15 protein-coding genes are annotated in these 16748 nt (G+C 74.1%); 8 read left to right on the top strand and 7 right to left on the bottom strand.

Going from position 1 to position 16748, the window contains the following annotated elements:
• Positions 1-110: 110 nt before the first annotated feature.
• From ACIBAD_RS02055 to ACIBAD_RS02040, 4 genes are all read left to right on the top strand, one after another.
• A complete protein-coding gene (locus ACIBAD_RS02055; protein ID WP_134068224.1) occupies positions 111-734 on the top strand; it encodes a class I SAM-dependent methyltransferase in 624 nt (207 codons plus the stop codon).
• Positions 735-1008: 274 nt separating this feature from the next.
• Positions 1009-2502 (top strand): FUSC family protein, encoded by a 1494-nt coding sequence (locus ACIBAD_RS02050; protein ID WP_134074085.1) that lies wholly within the window; start codon positions 1009-1011, stop codon positions 2500-2502.
• A gap of 229 nt (positions 2503-2731) precedes the next feature.
• On the top strand, positions 2732-3868 hold the full coding sequence (locus tag ACIBAD_RS02045; protein ID WP_398903752.1) for a nitric oxide synthase oxygenase: 1137 nt from the start codon (positions 2732-2734) through the stop codon (positions 3866-3868).
• Between the two features lie 88 nt (positions 3869-3956).
• Complete coding sequence (locus tag ACIBAD_RS02040) at positions 3957-5045, top strand: lactonase family protein (protein WP_398903966.1); 1089 nt, start codon at positions 3957-3959, stop codon at positions 5043-5045.
• Positions 5046-5161: 116 nt separating this feature from the next.
• Here the strand turns inward: ACIBAD_RS02040 and ACIBAD_RS02035 are convergent, their stop codons facing one another.
• The 3 genes from ACIBAD_RS02035 to ACIBAD_RS02025 all read right to left on the bottom strand — a co-directional run bounded on the left by ACIBAD_RS02035 (position 5162) and on the right by ACIBAD_RS02025 (position 8005).
• Entirely contained in the window at positions 5162-6082 is a 921-nt protein-coding gene (locus ACIBAD_RS02035; protein WP_398903750.1) for a sirohydrochlorin chelatase, read from the bottom strand.
• Between the two features lie 121 nt (positions 6083-6203).
• A complete protein-coding gene (locus tag ACIBAD_RS02030) occupies positions 6204-6890 on the bottom strand; it encodes a uracil-DNA glycosylase (RefSeq protein ID WP_134068220.1) in 687 nt (228 codons plus the stop codon).
• 23 nt (positions 6891-6913) lie between these two features.
• A complete protein-coding gene (locus ACIBAD_RS02025) occupies positions 6914-8005 on the bottom strand; it encodes a WD40/YVTN/BNR-like repeat-containing protein (protein ID WP_398903748.1) in 1092 nt (363 codons plus the stop codon).
• Between the two features lie 210 nt (positions 8006-8215).
• Here ACIBAD_RS02025 and ACIBAD_RS02020 point away from each other — a divergent pair, with 210 nt between their 5' ends.
• The 3 genes from ACIBAD_RS02020 (at position 8216) to ACIBAD_RS02010 (ending at position 11231) form a co-directional block, all read left to right on the top strand.
• Positions 8216-9556, top strand: coding sequence for a wax ester/triacylglycerol synthase family O-acyltransferase (locus ACIBAD_RS02020; RefSeq protein ID WP_134074083.1), 1341 nt, complete (start codon positions 8216-8218; stop codon positions 9554-9556).
• Positions 9557-9636: 80 nt separating this feature from the next.
• Positions 9637-10788, top strand: a complete 1152-nt coding sequence (locus ACIBAD_RS02015; protein ID WP_398903746.1) for an NADH:flavin oxidoreductase/NADH oxidase — start codon at positions 9637-9639, stop codon at positions 10786-10788.
• 98 nt (positions 10789-10886) lie between these two features.
• Positions 10887-11231: an ArsR/SmtB family transcription factor gene (locus ACIBAD_RS02010; protein ID WP_398903744.1), complete on the top strand. Its 345-nt coding sequence runs from the start codon at positions 10887-10889 to the stop codon at positions 11229-11231.
• A 19-nt stretch (positions 11232-11250) separates the two neighbouring features.
• On the opposite strand, the gene ACIBAD_RS02005 is transcribed toward ACIBAD_RS02010, so the two are convergent.
• Together ACIBAD_RS02005 and ACIBAD_RS02000 are read right to left on the bottom strand one after the other, a co-directional pair.
• Positions 11251-12612, bottom strand: coding sequence for an FAD-dependent oxidoreductase (locus tag ACIBAD_RS02005; protein ID WP_398903742.1), 1362 nt, complete (start codon positions 12610-12612; stop codon positions 11251-11253).
• 52 nt (positions 12613-12664) lie between these two features.
• Positions 12665-13321 (bottom strand): DUF305 domain-containing protein, encoded by a 657-nt coding sequence (locus tag ACIBAD_RS02000; RefSeq protein WP_398903740.1) that lies wholly within the window; start codon positions 13319-13321, stop codon positions 12665-12667.
• A 92-nt stretch (positions 13322-13413) separates the two neighbouring features.
• Between ACIBAD_RS02000 and ACIBAD_RS01995 the strand changes: the two genes are divergently transcribed.
• Positions 13414-14904, top strand: a complete 1491-nt coding sequence (locus ACIBAD_RS01995) for an LVIVD repeat-containing protein (protein ID WP_398903738.1) — start codon at positions 13414-13416, stop codon at positions 14902-14904.
• A gap of 7 nt (positions 14905-14911) precedes the next feature.
• On the opposite strand, the gene ACIBAD_RS01990 is transcribed toward ACIBAD_RS01995, so the two are convergent.
• The gene (locus tag ACIBAD_RS01990) at positions 14912-15541 is read right to left on the bottom strand and encodes a TetR/AcrR family transcriptional regulator (protein WP_134068214.1); all 630 of its coding nucleotides are present in this window, start codon (positions 15539-15541) and stop codon (positions 14912-14914) included.
• 218 nt (positions 15542-15759) lie between these two features.
• The gene (locus tag ACIBAD_RS01985) at positions 15760-16698 is read right to left on the bottom strand and encodes a M56 family metallopeptidase (protein WP_134068213.1); all 939 of its coding nucleotides are present in this window, start codon (positions 16696-16698) and stop codon (positions 15760-15762) included.
• Positions 16699-16748: the final 50 nt, after the last annotated feature.

The raw sequence follows: 16748 nt of genomic DNA, 5'->3' as shown, positions 1-16748 counted from the left end.
GCGCCGGGACCCCGGCCGTTTCCCGGCCGCCGGCCCGGGCAGAACCTCCACGGCGTCCGGACCGGCCGGGCGGCCGCGCACACGAATCGAGGGTGAAGGTGGGGGAGCCGATGAAGGGCGGCAAGTCCGCGGCGGAGGTCTTCGACGACGTCGGCGCACGGTACGAGGAGGTGTTCGGGCGCGTCCCCGGACAGCTCGCCGCACTGGACTGGCTCACCGCCCGCCTCGCCCCCGGCGCCCGCGTGCTGGACGTCGGCAGTGGCACGGGCCGGCCGACCGCCGAGGCGCTCGCGCGGGCCGGCTGCGCGGTGACCGGCATCGACGTCTCGGCCCGCATGGTCGACCTCGCGCGCTCCCGGGTCCCGCAGGCCCGCTTCGAGCAGGCCGACGTCCGGACGTACGCGCCCCCGGAGGGCCCGTTCGACGCGGTGTGCTCCTTCTTCCCGCTGCTGGTGATGGACCAGCGGGAGGTCGCCGAGGCCCTGGAGCGGATGGCCTCGTGGGTGGCGCCCGGCGGGTACTTCGTCCTGGCCACCGTGCCGGGGGACATCAGCGGCCTCGACATCGTGTGGATGGGGCACGAGGTCACCGTCAGCAGCCTGTCCCCGGCGGAGCACCTGCGGCTGCTGGGAGCGGCCGGGCTGGAGGTGCTGGAGCACCACACCGCGCTGTTCCGGCCCGAGGGGGCCGATCCCGAGGAGCACTTCTTCTGCCACGCCCGCCGCCCCGCCTGAGCGAGCGCTGGTCCGTTGGCCGCAGGTGGCCGAAAAATACCCTCCGGTACTGTGCCAATGGCCCAGCGATGCTGAGCTGTGTTGAGCCAGTGGGCCTTCGGATGCTTATCTGTGTCGTATCCATGTACTTACGGCGCCGCGCAGCGCCGGGCGGCAACGAGGCCGGACCGGAGCGCGGTGCCTTCGCCGTGCCCGCCTGCCGCCCACCACCCCCGGGCGGACGCGGGACCGGCGCGCACCACTGCAAGGGGGGCGGCACACCGCCGTGAAGAGGATGTTCGTGGCTCCGGATCCGGGGCGCCAGAGACTGAGGAACTCGCTGCGGGCCGTGCTCGGCGTCGGGCTCGCCGTCGCCGTGGCCGAGCTCTGCGGCCTCTCCCTCACCGCGTCCATCACCGGGGGACTGGCGGCCCTGCTCACCCTGTTCACCGTGCTCGACACGACCGTGCGGGCCCAGCGCGTGACCAGCGCCCTGCTGCCCGTCGCCGGATTCCCCGTCCTCGCGCTGGCCACCACCCTGCACGGTACGCCGCTCGCCCGGGACGCCGCATTCCTCGCCGTCGTGTTCGCCGGGGTCTACGCCCGACGCTGGGGGCCGCGCGGTCACGCCCTCGGGATCTTCGGCTTCATGATGTTCTTCGTCACGCAGTTCCTGCACGCCGTACCCGGCCAGCTGCCCGAGCTGTACGCCGCCGTCGGGCTGGCGCTGCTCTCCGCCGGAGCGGTGCGGTTCGTCCTCTGGCCGATCGAGCGGCGCACCCCGCCGCCCGCCGCGCCGCCCGGCCTGCCCGGCACCGGCCTGGCCCGGCCGACCACGCGGCAGGCCTTCCAGGCCACCGCCGCCTGCGCCTTCGCGCTCGGCATCGGCCAGGCGCTCTCCGACGACCGCTGGTACTGGGCCGTCGGCACCGCCTGGTGGATCTTCGTCAACACCGCCTCCCGCGGCGAGACCCTCGTCCGCGGGTTCCGCCGGGTCCTCGGCACGGTCGTCGGCATCGCCGCCGGGCTGCTGATCGCCGTACCCCTGCACGGGGCGCCCGCGCCCACCGCCGCCCTCGTCGCCGTATGCGTCTTCGGGATCTTCTACACCGCGGCGCCCTCGTACTCCTGGATGATGTTCTTCGTCACCGTCATGGCCGGACTGCTCTACGGACTCCTCGGCGTCCTGCACCCCGGCCTGCTGCTCCTGCGCTTCGAGGAGACCGCCGTCGGCGCGCTGGGCGCGGCCCTCGCCGTGGTGCTCGTCCTCCCGGTGACGACCCACGCCGCCAACGACGCCTGGATCCAGCGCGCCCTGCACTGCGTACGGGCCTCCACGGCGGCCGCCCTCGACCGCCTCGCCGGGGACCCCGACGCCGACCCCGCCCCGCACGCCGCCGAACTCGAACTGCTGCTGGCTCGGGTGCGGATGGCCCTCGCGCCCCTCGTCCACCCGCTCAGCCCGCTGCGCGCCCGCAAGGCACGGGCCCGCCAGGTCCTCGGGCTGCTCGACGACTGCGCCCGCGAGGTGCGCGGACTGGTGGCCGTCGCCGCCGACCCGCAGGCCTCGCACGACGCCCGGCTGGCCGCCGCGTGCTGGCGGGTGGAGAGCGCCGTGGAGGCGCTGACCGCGCCGCGGGCCGCGTCGGAACGCGCCGTTCCCGCCCATCCCGGGCCCGCCGCCGAGGAGCCGGCCCTCGTGCACCTGCACGGCCTGGAGCACGCCCTCGCGGCCCTCCACGCCCCCCTGCGCACCGACCCGCGCGCGCCCCTCTCCCTCGGCGCCTGAGCCTGCCCCGGCGCCTGATCCACGAGGTCAGGGCCCTGATGGCGGCGGATCCTACGCCCTGTCAGGACCGCTCCGCAGGGCAATGGCCCGAAGATCACCCGGTGGAGTTGTTCCGGATGTGCGTGCCGTACGCCGCTGACCTGCGGCATGTACAACGGGTGGTTGTTGGTAGCACATTCATCCGGCACGTACAGGGTGGATCTGGTCGGACAGGGGGTAACCGCCCGGGATGGAAATACTTCAACAGCGCTCGACCACAGCCCAAGTGTGGGAAGCAGCCGAGGAGTTCATCCGACTCTTCCACCGGGAGAATCCGGCGGCGGGTGATCCGCGGGCCCGGCTCGCCGCCGTGCGGGCCGAGCTCGCGGACACCGGAACCTACCGGCACACCCCGCAGGAGCTCGTCCACGGGGCCCGCGTCGCCTGGCGCAACAGCAACCGCTGCATCGGCAGGCTGTACTGGAACTCGCTGCGGGTGCGCGACCGCCGCGAGCTCACCGAAGCCGACGACATAGCCGCCGAGTGCTTCGAGCACCTGCGCGACGCGACCAACGGCGGCCGGGTCAGACCCACCATCACCGTCTTCGCCCCGGACACCCCGGACCGCCCCGGCCCGCTGATCTGGAGCGAGCAACTCGTCCGGTACGCCGGATACGGCGACCACCACTCCGTCACCGTGGGCGACGCCCGCAACGCACCGCTCACCGGTGCCCTGCTCGGCCTCGGCTGGACCGGGGGCGCGGGCACCCCCTTCGACCTGCTGCCGCTGGTGGTCCAGGGCGTCGACGACAAGCCCCGCTGGTTCGACACCCCCGCCGACGCCGTGCTGGAAGTCCCGATCGAGCACCCGGACGACGCCGGCTGGGCGGACTGGGGGCTGCGCTGGCACGCCGTACCCGCCATCTCCAACATGTGCCTGGAGATCGGCGGCATCCACTATCCGGCCGCGCCCTTCAACGGCTGGTACATGGGGACCGAGATCGGCGCCCGCAACCTCGCGGACACCGACCGGTACAACCTCCTCCCCGCCGTCGCCCGGCGCCTGGGCCTCGACACCGCCAGCGACCGCTCGCTGTGGAAGGACCGCGCGCTCGTCGAGCTCAACCGGGCCGTACTGCACTCCTTCGACCGCGCCGGGGTCACCATCGCGGACCACCACACCGAGTCCCGGCGCTTTCTCAACCACATAGAGCGCGAGGAGCGCAAGGGGCGCGAGGTCGGCGCCGACTGGTCCTGGATCGTGCCGCCGATCTCGGGCTCGGCCACCCCGGTCTTCCACCGCACGTACGACGACCGGCCGAGCTCGACGGCGTACGTGCACCACGCGGGCGCACAGGAACGGGCCCAAGGACGGGATCTGGTCTAGACCCCTTCTGTTACCGTCGGCTCGGCACGGATCGATCCGGAACGGTGGAGAGGGGCATCCCGTGGGCGGCGCGGACGGTACGGACCTTGTGAAGGGCGCGGCGGGCACGGACGGCGGGGGCGACGGGGGAGGCGGGAGCGGCGGACTGCGGGCCCACATCGGCTCGTTCACCTCGGGAGGCGGCCGCGGCATTACCACCGCGGCCGTGGACCCGGCGACCGGTGCGCTGACCCTCTTGTCCGCCACCGGCGCGGTCGCGGACCCCTCGTACCTCGCCCTCGACCGGGGCACCGGGGTGCTCTACGCCGTGAGCGAGACGGAGCAGGGCGCGGCGGCCGCCTTCCGCCCGACCCCCGAGGGCCTCACCGCCCTCGGCCCCGCCGTCCGCGTCGGCGGCTCCGGACCGACCCACCTCAGCGTGGCCGGGCGACGGCTGCTGACCGCCAACTACACCTCCGGCAGCGTCAGCAGCCTCCCGCTCGCCGCGGACGGCGGCTTCTCCGGGCCGGCATCGGTCCTCGTGCACGAGGGCTCCGGCCCCGACACGAGCCGCCAGGAGCGGCCGCACGCCCACCAGGTGCTGCCCGACCCGAGCGGCCGCTGGGTGCTCAGTGTGGACCTCGGCACCGATTCGGTCCGGGTCTGCGCGCCGGACCGGGCCACCGGGGCGCTGCGCCTGCACGTCGAGACCGTGCTGCGTGCCGGGACGGGTCCGCGCCACCTCGCCTTCCACCCGGGCGGCGAGATGCTCTACGTGCTGCACGAGCTGGAGCCGCAGGTGACCGTCTGCCGCTGGAACGCCGGCTCCGGGCAACTGGAACCGATCGGTGAGGTTCCGGTCGCGTCCGCGGCCGCTCCAGGGGCCGTACGGGCCTACCCGTCGGCCGTGGTGGCTTCGCCCGACGGCCGTTTCGTGTGGGCGGCCGTGCGGGGCGCCGATGCCATCGCCACCCTCTCGCTCGCCGACGGGGCCGAGAAGCCGCGGCTGGTGGGCAGCGTGGAGTGCGGCGGCAGTTGGCCGCGGGACCTCGCCGCCGACCCCTCGGGGCGCCGGCTGTACGCGGCCAACGAGCGCTCCGGGGACGTCACGTGGTTCGACGTCGACCCCCTCACCGGGCAGCCGCGCCGGGCAGGATCGCTGGCGGTGCCGGCCGCGACCTGCGTCGTCTTCGCCTGATCCGCTGCCCGCTGCCCGCCGCCCTGTCGGCCGTCCGCGTGCGCACGGACCGAGGGCCCGTGCCCCGGGTTCAACCCCCGGGGCACGGGCCCTCGTCCGAGCGGACCTGTGCGGGATCAGTGGGCAGCGGCGCCCTGGGTGAGGCCGAGCGCCGCGGAGTACTGGGTGACGACCAGCTTGCCGAGCGCCGAGTAGGCCCCGAGCACCTCGGCGGCCGCGCAGTCGGCCTCCTTGCACGCCGTGTCCAGCAGCCCCTCGGCAGCCTCCGGGCCGATCAGGTAGGGGGCCAGCGCGAGCTGCGTCGAGCCCTCGCTGCGCAGCTGCTCGGCGACCGCGGCCACCGAGCCCTCCTGGTCGAGGGCGGCGGCCTTGACGGGCACGGCGAGGCGCGCGGCCAGCAGCATGCCGGTGACCGCGGCGGCCTGGACGGCCTCCTCGCCGCCGGTGGTGGCCACGATAATGCCGTCGGCGGCGGTGGTGACGGTGAACAGCCGGGCGCGGTCGGCGCGGGCCAGCCCGGCCTCGGAGAGCCGCACGTGCAGCCCCTCGGCGAGCAGCGGGTGCGGGCCGAGCACCTCGGCCAGCTCGGCCGCGGCCGAGGAGTCCATGACGGCCTGGCGCATCCGGCGCAGCAGATCGGCGTCGGAGCCGGCCAGCAGCGGGACGACCACGGCGTCCGGGCCGGTCGGCGCGGGTACCTCGTGGCCGGCGGCGCGGGCGAACTCCGCGCGGGCGACGCGCTCGGCCGCGACCGAGGTCAGCACGTGGGAGAGGGCCGGGAACTCGGAGCCCTCGGCGTCATCGCCCTCAAGGAAGCCGATGCGGGCGTCCAGGCCCGGCAGCTCGGAGCGGCCGATGCTGACGATCTCTTCCGCGAGCCCCCGAGAGGCGGCGGAAGGGGCACCGGGCACGGCGAGCACCAGCGCGGGCGCGCCCTCGGGCGCCACCGCGGGCTCGGGTCGGCGGTGCCGTCCGGCAGGGCGGGGTCGCGGCATTCGTACGGGCAGGCCATTCGCGGGCCCAGTGGGGGAGCTCATGGCGCCGCATGCTACTGGCTTATCGGAACGGAGTGTTCGGGCAGGGCCTCAACAGGCGGCTTCTGTCCGTATTTATCCGTGGAATGTCGTATACCGTTCAACAGAAAGATCGACCGGGAGATCAACCGGCGGCCGGAAGCCGCCAGTCCACCGGCTGGGCTCCCTGGCGGACCAGCAGGTCGTTGGTCCTGCTGAACGGCCGCGACCCGAAGAACCCGTTGGCGGCGGACATCGGGGACGGGTGGACGGACTCCACGGCCGGCAACTCGCCGAGCAGCGGCCGCAGATTGCGGGCGTCCCGGCCCCACAGCACCGACACGAGGGGCTTCCCGCGCGCGGCCAGGGCGCGGATGGCCTGCTCGGTCACGGCCTCCCAGCCCTTGCCGCGGTGGCCCCCGGTCTTGCGCGGGGCGGTGGTCAGCGCGCGGTTCAGCAGCAGCACGCCCTGCCGGGTCCACGGGGTGAGGTCCCCGTTCGCCGGCCGGGGCACCCCGAGGTCCGCGTGCAACTCGCGGAAGATGTTGTCGAGGCTGGGCGGCCACGGGCTGACGTCGGGCGCCACCGAGAAGGACAGTCCCATCGCGTGACCCGGGGTGGGGTAGGGGTCCTGGCCGACGATGAGCACCTTCACCTCGTCGAAGGGCTGCTGGAAGGCGCGCAGTACGTTCGCCCCGGCGGGCAGGTACGTCCTCCCCGCGGCGATCTCCGCGCGCAGGAAGTCGCCCATCACGGCGATCTGCGCCGCCACCGGCTCCAGAGCCCGGGCCCAGCCCGGCTCGACGATCTCGTTCAACGGTCGTGCTGCCACGGTGAGTCACTCTACTGGCCCCTTCAGTGAGCGATGACCGCCGCCCGTACGCACAGGACGTCGGGCAGGTGCCCGGCCAGCAGCTGCCAGCTGTCCCCGTCGTCGCCGCTGGCGTACAACTCGCCGTTGCGGTTGCCGAAGTAGACCCCCGCCGGGTCCGCGTCGTCCGTGCACAGGGCGTCCCGCAGGACCGTCCCGTAGTGGTCCCCGGCCGGCAGCCCGCGCGTCAGCGGCTCCCAGGTGGCGCCCGCGTCCTGCGTACGGAACACCCGGCACCGGTGCTCCGCCGGGACCCGGTCGGAGTCGGCGTTGAGCGGGAAGACGTACGCGGTGTCCGGCCGGCGCGGGTGCGCGGCCACGGCGAAGCCGAAGTCGGAGGGCAGGCCGGCGCCGATGTCGGTCCAGTGCGCCCCTGCGTCGTCGCTGCGGTACACGCCCCAGTGGTTCTGCAGGTACAGCCGCTCCCGGTCCCCGGCGTCCTGGGTGATCTTGTGCACGCACTGGCCGAACTCCGGATGCGGATCCGGCAGGAACACCGCCGAGACGCCGTCGTTCGACGGGGTCCAGTGGGCGCCGCCGTCCAGGGTCCGGAACACCCCCGCGGTGGAGACCGCGACCGTCACCTTGGCGGGGTCGGCCGGGTCCGTCAGCACCGTGTGCAGGCCCTCACCGCCGCCGCCCGGCACCCAGCTCTTGCGGCTCGGGTGCTCCCACAGCGGGCGGACCAGCTCGAAGGACTCCCCGCGGTCGGTCGAGCGGAACAGTGCGGCCGGCTCCGTCCCCGCGTACACCACGTCCGGCGCCTCGGGGCCGGCCGGATGCAGCTGCCAGACCCGCTCCAGCGAGGCCCCGGTGTCCTTCGGGAACTTCACGGCGGGGGCGGCGGGCTCGCGCCAGCTCGCCCCCAGGTCGTCCGAGGTGAACACGGACGGCCCCCAGTGCGCGCTGTCGGCGCCGACGAGCAGCCGGGGTACGGGACCCCGCCGGTCGACCGCGACGGCGTAGACGGCCTGGGCGTTGAAATGGGGCCCGTCGAGCTCCCAGGCGCCGCCGCCCCGCCTGCGGCCGATGAACAGGCCCTTCCGGGTTCCCGCGAGCAGGATCACCTCGGACATCGCCGACACCTCCGGACTTCGTCGTCCCGGTCGCTGCGACCGTTTCCAGCCAGTCTGCACCGGGCCGCTGACAGCGGCCGCCCGCCGTTCCGCTGCGCCGAGCAGTCGGTCGCCATCGATCAACAGGCGTATCCAAAGGGTGGCTACTTGATCGTAGGAGGCCGTAAGGGGTTGACTTCCACCTCTGCCACCGCACGCGAGAGGCAATACGTGGCCACCGAGCACCTGTCACCGCTCGACCTCGCCTTCTGGCGGATCGAATCCGCCGCCCATCCCATGCACCTCGGCGCCCTCGCGGTCTTCGAACCCGCCCGGCGGGACACCCCCGACCCGGGCCCCGATCCCGCCGTCCGCGCCGCCGCACTGCTCACCGCCCGCTGCGCGGCCGTCCCCGGCCTGCGCCGCCGCATCCACGACGTGCTGCTGCCGATCGGCGCCGCAGCCTGGTCGCCCGACGCGGACTTCGATCCCGCCCGGCACGTGTTCCTCGTCCGCACCCCCGACCCGCGGGCCGCCGCCGGACCCCTGATGGCGCGGCCGCTGGACCGGGGCCGGCCGCCCTGGGAGGCACACGTCCTGGCCGGGCCCGAGCCGGGTTCCTTCGCGGTGCTCTTCAAGTTCCACCACGCCCTCGCCGACGGGCTCGGGGCCCTGGCGCTGGCGGCCCTCCTCTTCGACGAGGGCCCGACGCTACGGGGTCCCGCGCGACCGGTCGCGGAACCGCGGCCCGCCGCCGGCTCCGCCCTGCGCCGCCTCCCCGGGATGCTGGCCGCCCGGGTCCAGGACGTCGGCCAGGCCCTGGAGATCGGCGCCTCCGTGGCCCGCGCCGGACTGCCCCTCGGGGTCCCGGCGGCCCTGACGGCCGTCCCGGCGCAGACCGGCACCCGCGCGGTCGCCGGCCTGGCGCTCGACCTCGACGACGTCAACCGCATCCGGAAGGTCGCCGGGGGCACCGTCAACGACGTGCTGATCGCCCTGGTCGCGGGAGCCCTGCGGCGCTGGCTTCTGGGCCGCGGTGACCCGGAGCCCGAGGGGCCCGGTCCGCGCGCCCTGATACCGGTCTCCCGCCGCCGGCCCGGCGGCGCGGCGAAGTACGGCAACCGGCTCTCCGGCTACCTGCTCAGGCTCCCGCTCGCCGAGCCGGACCCGCTGCTGCGCCTGGACCGGGTGCGGCTCGGCATGGACCGCAACAAGGAGGCCGGGCCCGCCCGCGGCGCCGGGGCCGTCGCCCTGCTCGCCGACCACGTCCACCCCCTCGGCCACCGGCTCGGCGGCCCCCTGGTCGCCCAGGCGGCCCGGATGCTCTTCGACATCCTGGTCACGAGCGTCCCGCTGCCCGGCTTCACCTTCTCGCTCGGCGGCAGCCGGGTCCGGGAGGTCTACCCCCTGGCCCCGCTCGCCCGCGGCCACTCCCTCGCGGTCGCGGTCTCCACCTACAAGGGCACGGTCCACTACGGCCTGGTCGCGGACGCGGCCGCCGTGCCGGACCTGGCGGCCCTCGCGGAGGCGCTGCGCGCCGAGCTCGACGAGCTTGTACGAGAGGTCTCGTAGTACGGAATGAATCGTAGTACGCTGACTCTCGTACAAGCCGCCGATCCGCGGCGTGCCCGGCCACCTCCGGAGAGTCCTTCATGAGTGCTGCCCCCGCCACCCCCGCCACGCACGTACCCACCAGCCACGCCGAGGCCCTCTTCGCGCCGCTCACCCTGCGCTCGGTCACCGCGCGGAACCGGATCTGGATGGCGCCGATGTGCCAGTACGTCGCGGCGGCCTCGGGTCCGGACGCGGGCGTGGCCCACGCCTGGCACTTCGCGCACTACGCGGCCCGCGCGGTGGGCGGCACCGGCCTGATCCTCCAGGAGGCGACCGCCGTCTCCCCGGAGGGCCGGATCTCCCCGTACGACCTCGGCATCTGGAACGACACGCAGGTCGAGGCGCTGCGCCCGATCACCTCCTTCATCAAGGCCCAGGGCGCCGTCCCGGGAGTCCAGATCGCCCACGCCGGGCGGAAGGCCTCGACCGGACGGCCCTGGGAAGGCGGCGGATACGTCGGCCCCGAGGCGGACGGCTGGCTGCCGAGCGCCCCCAGCCCGGTGCCTTTCGCCGAGGGCGACCCGGTGCCGCACGAGCTGACGACCGACGAGATCCGCGAGATCACCGGGCAGTTCGCGGCCGCCGCACGGCGCGCGCTGGCCGCCGGCTACGAGGTCGTCGAGATCCACGGCGCCCACGGCTACCTCATCGGCCAGTTCCTCTCCTCGGAGAGCAACCGGCGCACCGACGCGTACGGCGGCTCCTTCGAGAACCGGGCCCGTTTCGCGCTCGAAGTGGTCGACGCCGTACGGGCGGTGTGGCCCGAGGAGCTGCCGCTGTTCTTCCGGGTCTCCGCCACCGACTGGCTGGAGGAGTCCGGCTGGACCTCCGAGGACACGGTCCGGCTGGCCGCGCTGCTCCAAGGCCGCGGGGTGGACCTCCTGGACGTGTCCACCGGCGGGATGGCCCCGAAGGCGGACATCCCGGCCGGGCCCGGCTTCCAGGTGCCCTTCGCCGCCGAGGTCAAGGCCCGGACCGGCCTCCCGGTGGCCGCCGTCGGGCTGATCACCGAACCGGGGCAGGCCGGCGCGATCCTGGCCGACGGGCAGGCGGACGCGGTCCTGCTCGGCCGCGAGCTGCTGCGCGACCCGTACTGGGCCCGCACCGCGGCCGCCGCGCTGGGTGCCGAACGGGCCGCCGAACCGGGCGCCGGGGTACGGGTGCCCGTCTCGTACCACCGCGCCTGGTAGCCGCTGCCGGGAGCACGGGTGCGCGTCCCCTCCGGCGGCAGTCGATGTACTACGGTGGTTCTCGTACGAACAGGGAGCCGGACGAGACGAGGGCAGACGTGACGGATACGGCCACCACCCGTACGCTCGCCCATCCCGGGCTCGCCGAGATCCGGCTCGAAGCGGTGCTGCACGCCCTCTCGGACCCGATCCGGCTGTCGATCGTGCGGGACCTCGCGGCCACGCCGGACGAGCTGGCGTGCTCGTACTTCGACCTGCCGGTCACCAAGTCGACGACCACACACCACTTCCGCGTCCTGCGGGAGGCCGGTGTGGTCCGCCAGACCTACCGGGGGACGGCGAAGATGAACGGCCTGCGCGGCGCGGAGCTGGAGAACCTGTTCCCGGGGCTGCTCGACAGCGTGCTCGCGGCGGCGGCCGCGGAAGAGGCGCGCAGGGCCTGAGCCGAGCGCCGGCCCCGGCTCAGGCGCCCGCGTCCGCCGCGGCCAGCAGGCCGGGCCAGTCCGGGATCTTCACCGAACGGCGGCCCAGCGAGCGCCCGAGATCGGCCTCCGCCGTCTCGATCGCCAGCCAGCCCGGCCACTCCACCGGGTGCAGCCCCGCCGCGCGCAGCGCGTCCAGCGGGTCACCCGGCAGCTCCCGCCGGGCCAGCACCGCCGCGTCCTGGAGCAGCGAGGAAACCGTCTCCTTGGCGCAGGGCCGGTTGGTGCCGATCACCCCGGTGGGGCCGCGCTTGATCCAGCCCGCCACGTACTCGCCCACCGAGGCCCGGCCTTCGCGCAGGACCCGGCCGGCGGCGTGCGGAACGGTGGCCTTCACCGGGTCGAACGGCAGACCCGGCAGCGGAACGCCCTGGTATCCCACCGAGCGCAGCACCAGCTGCGCCTCGACGTCCTCGTACGAGCCCGTTCCCGTGACCCCGCCGCGGCCGTCCGGGGCGGTCCGTTCGAAGCGCATCCCGGCGACCCGGCCGCCGGGGCCGGCCAGCACCTCCACCGGGCGCAGGTAGAACCGCAGGCCGATCCGGCGCTGCGCACCACCCGGGTCCTGCCCGGCCCAGCCGCGCAGCACCTCCAGGTTGCGCCGGGCCACCGCGGGCAGCGCGGCGGCCGCGTCCTGGTCGGCGTACGCGGGGTCGAGGGCCAGCTCGGCGGGGTCCACCACGGCGGCCACGCCCGGCAGCGTGCCCAGCTCCCGCAGCTCCTTGGTGGTGAACTTGCCCTGCGAGGGCCCGCGCCGGGCCACCATCGAGACCGACTTCACCCCGCTGTCCGCGAGCGCGCCCAGGGCCGGCTGGGGCATGTCGGTAGGGGCCAGTTCCGGTTCGCCCCGGGCCAGCATCCGCGTCACGTCCACGGCCACGTTGCCCGCCCCGACGACCACGGCCGAACCCACCCCGGGCAGGTCGAAGGCCTCGGCCACGGCGTCCGGGTGGCCGCTGTACCAGGCGACGAAGGCCGTCGCGGAGTGCACCCCGGCCAGCTCCTCGCCGGGGATGCCGAGCAGCCGGTCGCGGGCGGCGCCCACGCAGTACACCACCGCGTGGTACAGCTCCAGCAGCCGTGCGGCGGGCAGCTGCGCCCCGCCGACCTCGACGTTGCCGAGGAAGCGGATCCGCTCGTCCTCCAGCACGGTGCGCAGGCTGCCCTGGAGCGATTTGATCTTCTCGTGGTCGGGGGCCACCCCGTAGCGCACCAGTCCGTACGGCGCGGGCAGCCGGTCCAGCACGTCGACGCGCACGCCCGGCACCTCACGCTGCTGCACCAGGGTCTGAGCGGCGTAGACCCCGCTGGGGCCCGAACCGATGACGGCGACACGAAGCACGGCGGAGCTCCTCCCGCAGGTGCTCCCAGCATGCCACCGGGCCCGGCGGCCGTCAGCCCATCGCGCGCATCCGGTGGATCTCGGCGGTCTGGGTGGCCACCACCTCGTTGGCCATCTCCTCCACCGCGCCGTTGTTTCCGGAGGCCAGCGCCTCGCCCGCCATCTTGACGGCGCCCTCGTGGTGGGCCGTCATCAGAGCGAGGAAGAGTCTGTCGAAGTCCGCGCCCCGCGCCCCGGCGAGCTCCTTGAGCTGCTGCTCGGTCGCCATGCCGGGCATCGCGCCGTGGTCGTGGCCTGCTGCCGGGGCCCCGGAGGGTGCCGGGTGGCGCGCCAACCACTTCTCCATCGCGCCGATTTCGGGCTGCTGGGCGGCGGTGATCCGCTCGGCGAGCCGTTTGACCGCATCCGCCGAAGCCCGGCCCGGGGCCAGTGCGCTCATCGTGAGGGCCTGCCGGTGGTGCTCGACCATGTGCTGCACGTAGGCCCGGTCGGCCGCGTTGGGACTGTCGTCCGGCTGCCGCTCGGCGGCTTCTCCGGGGGAGAGGGTGCGGGCCTTCTCGCCCGGTCTGCCGGGGGCGATGACCGCCGCGGCGCCGTCCTTCGCCCCGTCGCCGCCGTCCGGGCCGCTGCAGCCGGCCAGGGCGAGCAGGATCCCGGCGGCCACGGCCGCCGCGGTGGTTCCGCCGAGTGACCCTTTTGCCATGTCCATGAAAGGAACATACTGCCGGGGACCGCTCCAGTACCCCGGCGGGCACGTACCCACCACGGGCGGAACCGATCGGATTCCCATCGGAGGGCGCAGTGACCTCGAAGCACACCACCAGAGTGCGGCACAGGAGTCTGGGGGCGGCCGTGGCCGCGGCCGGGCTGCTGACCACGCTGTTCGCGGCCGGCCCCGCGGCCGCCACCCCCGATCCCGGGGACTTATCGCCCGGCAGGGCTTCCACCCGGGGCGCCGACCCGGCGGCGGGCGGCGGCCGCGCACTGGCCCCGGGCGAGATCCCCGGCCAGGACGAGATCGTGCACAGCGCCAACGTCAAGCACCTGGCCAACGTCCCGAGCACCTACCCGGGCGTCATCAACAGCGACCTGGCCTTCCAGGGCAAGTACGCATACGCCGGCAACTACAACGGCTTCACGATCTACGACATCGGCAACCCGAAGGCCCCCAGGACCGTCAGCCAGGTGCTCTGCCCCGGCGGCCAGAACGACGTCTCCGTCCAGGGCGACCTGCTCTTCCTCTCCACCGACTCCTCGCGCAGCGACGACTCCTGCAACAGCGTCTCGCAGCCCGCGACGGAGAAGTCCTCGTGGGAAGGGATCAAGATCTTCGACATCAAGGACAAGAAGAACCCCAAGTACATCAAGTCCGTCGAGACCAACTGCGGTTCCCACACCCACACGCTGGTCCCGGGTGAGCGCGACATCTACCTCTACGTGGCCTCGTACTCCCCGAACGAGGCGTTTCCGGACTGCCAGCCGCCGCACGACGGCATCTCCGTGATCAAGGTCCCGAAGAAGAACCCGACGCAGGCGGCGGTCGTCGCCTTCCCCGTCCTCTTCCCGGACGGCGGCAACCCGGGCGCGCCCGCCAACCCCGGCGTCTCGAAGACGACCGGCTGCCACGACATCACCGTGCTGCCGTCGAAGAAGCTGGCCGCCGGCGCCTGCATGGGCGACGGCATCCTCTTCGACATCAGCAAGCCCGAGCAGCCGCGGGTCATCGACCGGGTCCAGGACAACGTGAACTTCGCGTTCTGGCACTCGGCGACCTTCAACGAGAAGGCCGACAAGGTGGTGTTCACCGACGAGCTGGGCGGCGGTGGCGGCGCCACCTGCAACGAGGCCACCGGCCCGAACCGCGGGGCCGACGGCATCTACGACATCACGGGCCGCGGCGACCAGCGCAAACTCGTCTTCCGCAGCTACTTCAAGATCCCGCGCCTCCAAGCCGACACCGAGAACTGCGTGGCGCACAACGGCTCGCTGATCCCGGTCGGCGGCGGCCGCGACATCATGGTCCAGTCCTGGTACCAGGGCGGCGTCTCGATATGGGACTTCACCGACTCCACCCGCCCCAAGGAGATCGGCTACTTCGAGCGCGGCCCCCTCACCACGGACCAGCTCGGACTCGGCGGGTCCTGGTCGGCGTACTACTACAACGGGAACATCTACTCGAACGACATCGTCAAGGGCCTCGACGTGCTGCGGATCGACGACTGGCGCACCGAGGGCGCGAAGCGGGTGTGGATGGACCGGCTCAACGTGCAGACCCAGCCCGAGTACCACTGAGCAGCGTCTAGCACGCTGAGGGAAACGTTCCGTCGGGCGGTCCGCCGTCCGGCGGGAAGCCGAGCTCCCAGTCCAGCCCGTAGCGCTGGAACAGCTCCGCCCGCAGCCGCGCCGCCGGCATCGGAGCGCCCGGCAGCAGGACCGCGACCACCGCGCCCATCAGCAGCGCCCGCAGCAGCGGGTAGTCGGTGTCCACGTCCGCCGATCCGTACCGCGTGACGGTGTCCCGGAGCAGCTCGGCCAGCCGCTGCTGCTCCGGGCACTGGACGAACCCCTCGGCCTGGAGGATGCCCGCCATGTGCGTCCGCATCAGCAGCGGCTCGTCCCGGGCGAGCCCGAGGATCGCGTCGATGGCGCGGGCGAGCCGCTCGCGGCCGTCATCGGTGCGCGGCTCGCGCTCCAGGGCCGAGTCGAGCGTCCGGTGCATCAGCCGGTGGACGGCCGACTGGAGCAGCTGCCGTTTGCCCGGGAAGTAGTACGAGACCAGGCCGCGTGCGGTGCCCGCCCGATCGGCGATGTCGCCGAGCGTCGTGGCCTCGTAGCCGTGTTCGGCGACGAGTTCGACCGTGGCCTGGAGCAGCCGCTCCCGGGAACGTCTGCGCAATTCTTCATTGACCGATGCGCTGCGCGGGGACATGCTTGCTCCTGCGTTGACTGGCTCCCAGCCAATATACTCAGCGCACGGGGTCGCCTGCTCTGGGTGACGCGGGGGATCACCCAGGGCAGCGGACTTCCCGTCTCGGGGCACGACGGGTTCCGGCCCGTCCGCCGGGACGGGCGGGATCAGGTGCGGCGGCATCGGACGGGTGCGCCCAGGCGTGCCCGCATCAGGCGTGCGCGGTCAGAGGAGTGCGCTCAGCCGAGTGCGCTCAGACCGGGCATCAGGGCCACCACCAACGGGACCGCAGGGACCAGTGTGGCCAGTGCGGTCAGCCGAAGCCGGCGGCCCGCCGACAGTCGGGGCGCCGCGGACAGCAGCCGCCGCACCCGCTCCGACACGTGCGGCTGCGGGCTCGGATAGGGCCCGAACACCCCCCGGTCCTCGTTGAGCCCGACCAGGGCCAGCGCGATCGTCAGCCTCCCGAACCGCCGCGAGGCCACGTCGTCGGCGGCCAGTTCGACGAGCCGGTGCATCTCCGCCTCGAACGCCGCGAAGACCGGCACCTGCGGGAACCCGCCCGCCAGCGCCCTCGAGCAGTGCAGCAGCCAGTCGTGCCGGGCCTGCGCGTGCCCCTGCTCGTGTGCCAGTACGGCGTCCAGCTGGCTCCCCTTGAGCCGTCCGAGTGCGGCCGTGGTCACCACCAGCTGCGGGGCCGCGCCCGGCAGCCACCACGCGTCGGGCCGGGTCCCCTCCAGGACGACGAGCCGTGCCCCGGCCGGGTCCTCCCCGGGCAGCAGCGGCGCACGTACGAGCAGCTCCGCGCCCTGCGCCCGGCGCCGTGCCCGGGCCCGCAGCACCTCCCGGGTCAGCCGGGCCCCGGTCCACAGCCCGCCGCCCGCCAGCGCCAGCGCGGTCCCCACGGCCCACGGGCCGCCGGTCGGGCCCAGCGCGTACGCGTCGACCACCCCGTGCGGGGCCGCGGCGAAGAGCCGGCCCCGGACCGCCAGCCAGGCGGCGGCCGCGCTCAGCACCATCGAGAGGGCGAAGCACAGGAGCACCGCGCCCACCACGCACTGCCACACCCACAGCGCGACGACGGGCTCCCGCTCCGGCCATTCGGCCCGGGCCAGCAGACGGGGGGCGAGCACCGCGGTCAGGGCGCCGAGCAACAGGAGTGCGGCGGGGACCATCATGTCCGCCAGCCTATGAGCGCGGGGCTACCTGCGGGTACGGCCTTTCGTGA

It is taken from the genome of Streptomyces sp. NPDC051109 (assembly GCF_044455885.1).
GTDB lineage: Bacteria > Actinomycetota > Actinomycetes > Streptomycetales > Streptomycetaceae > Streptomyces.
Note: the sequence above shows the minus strand (reverse complement) of the source record. Positions and strands in the feature narration are given on the sequence as shown.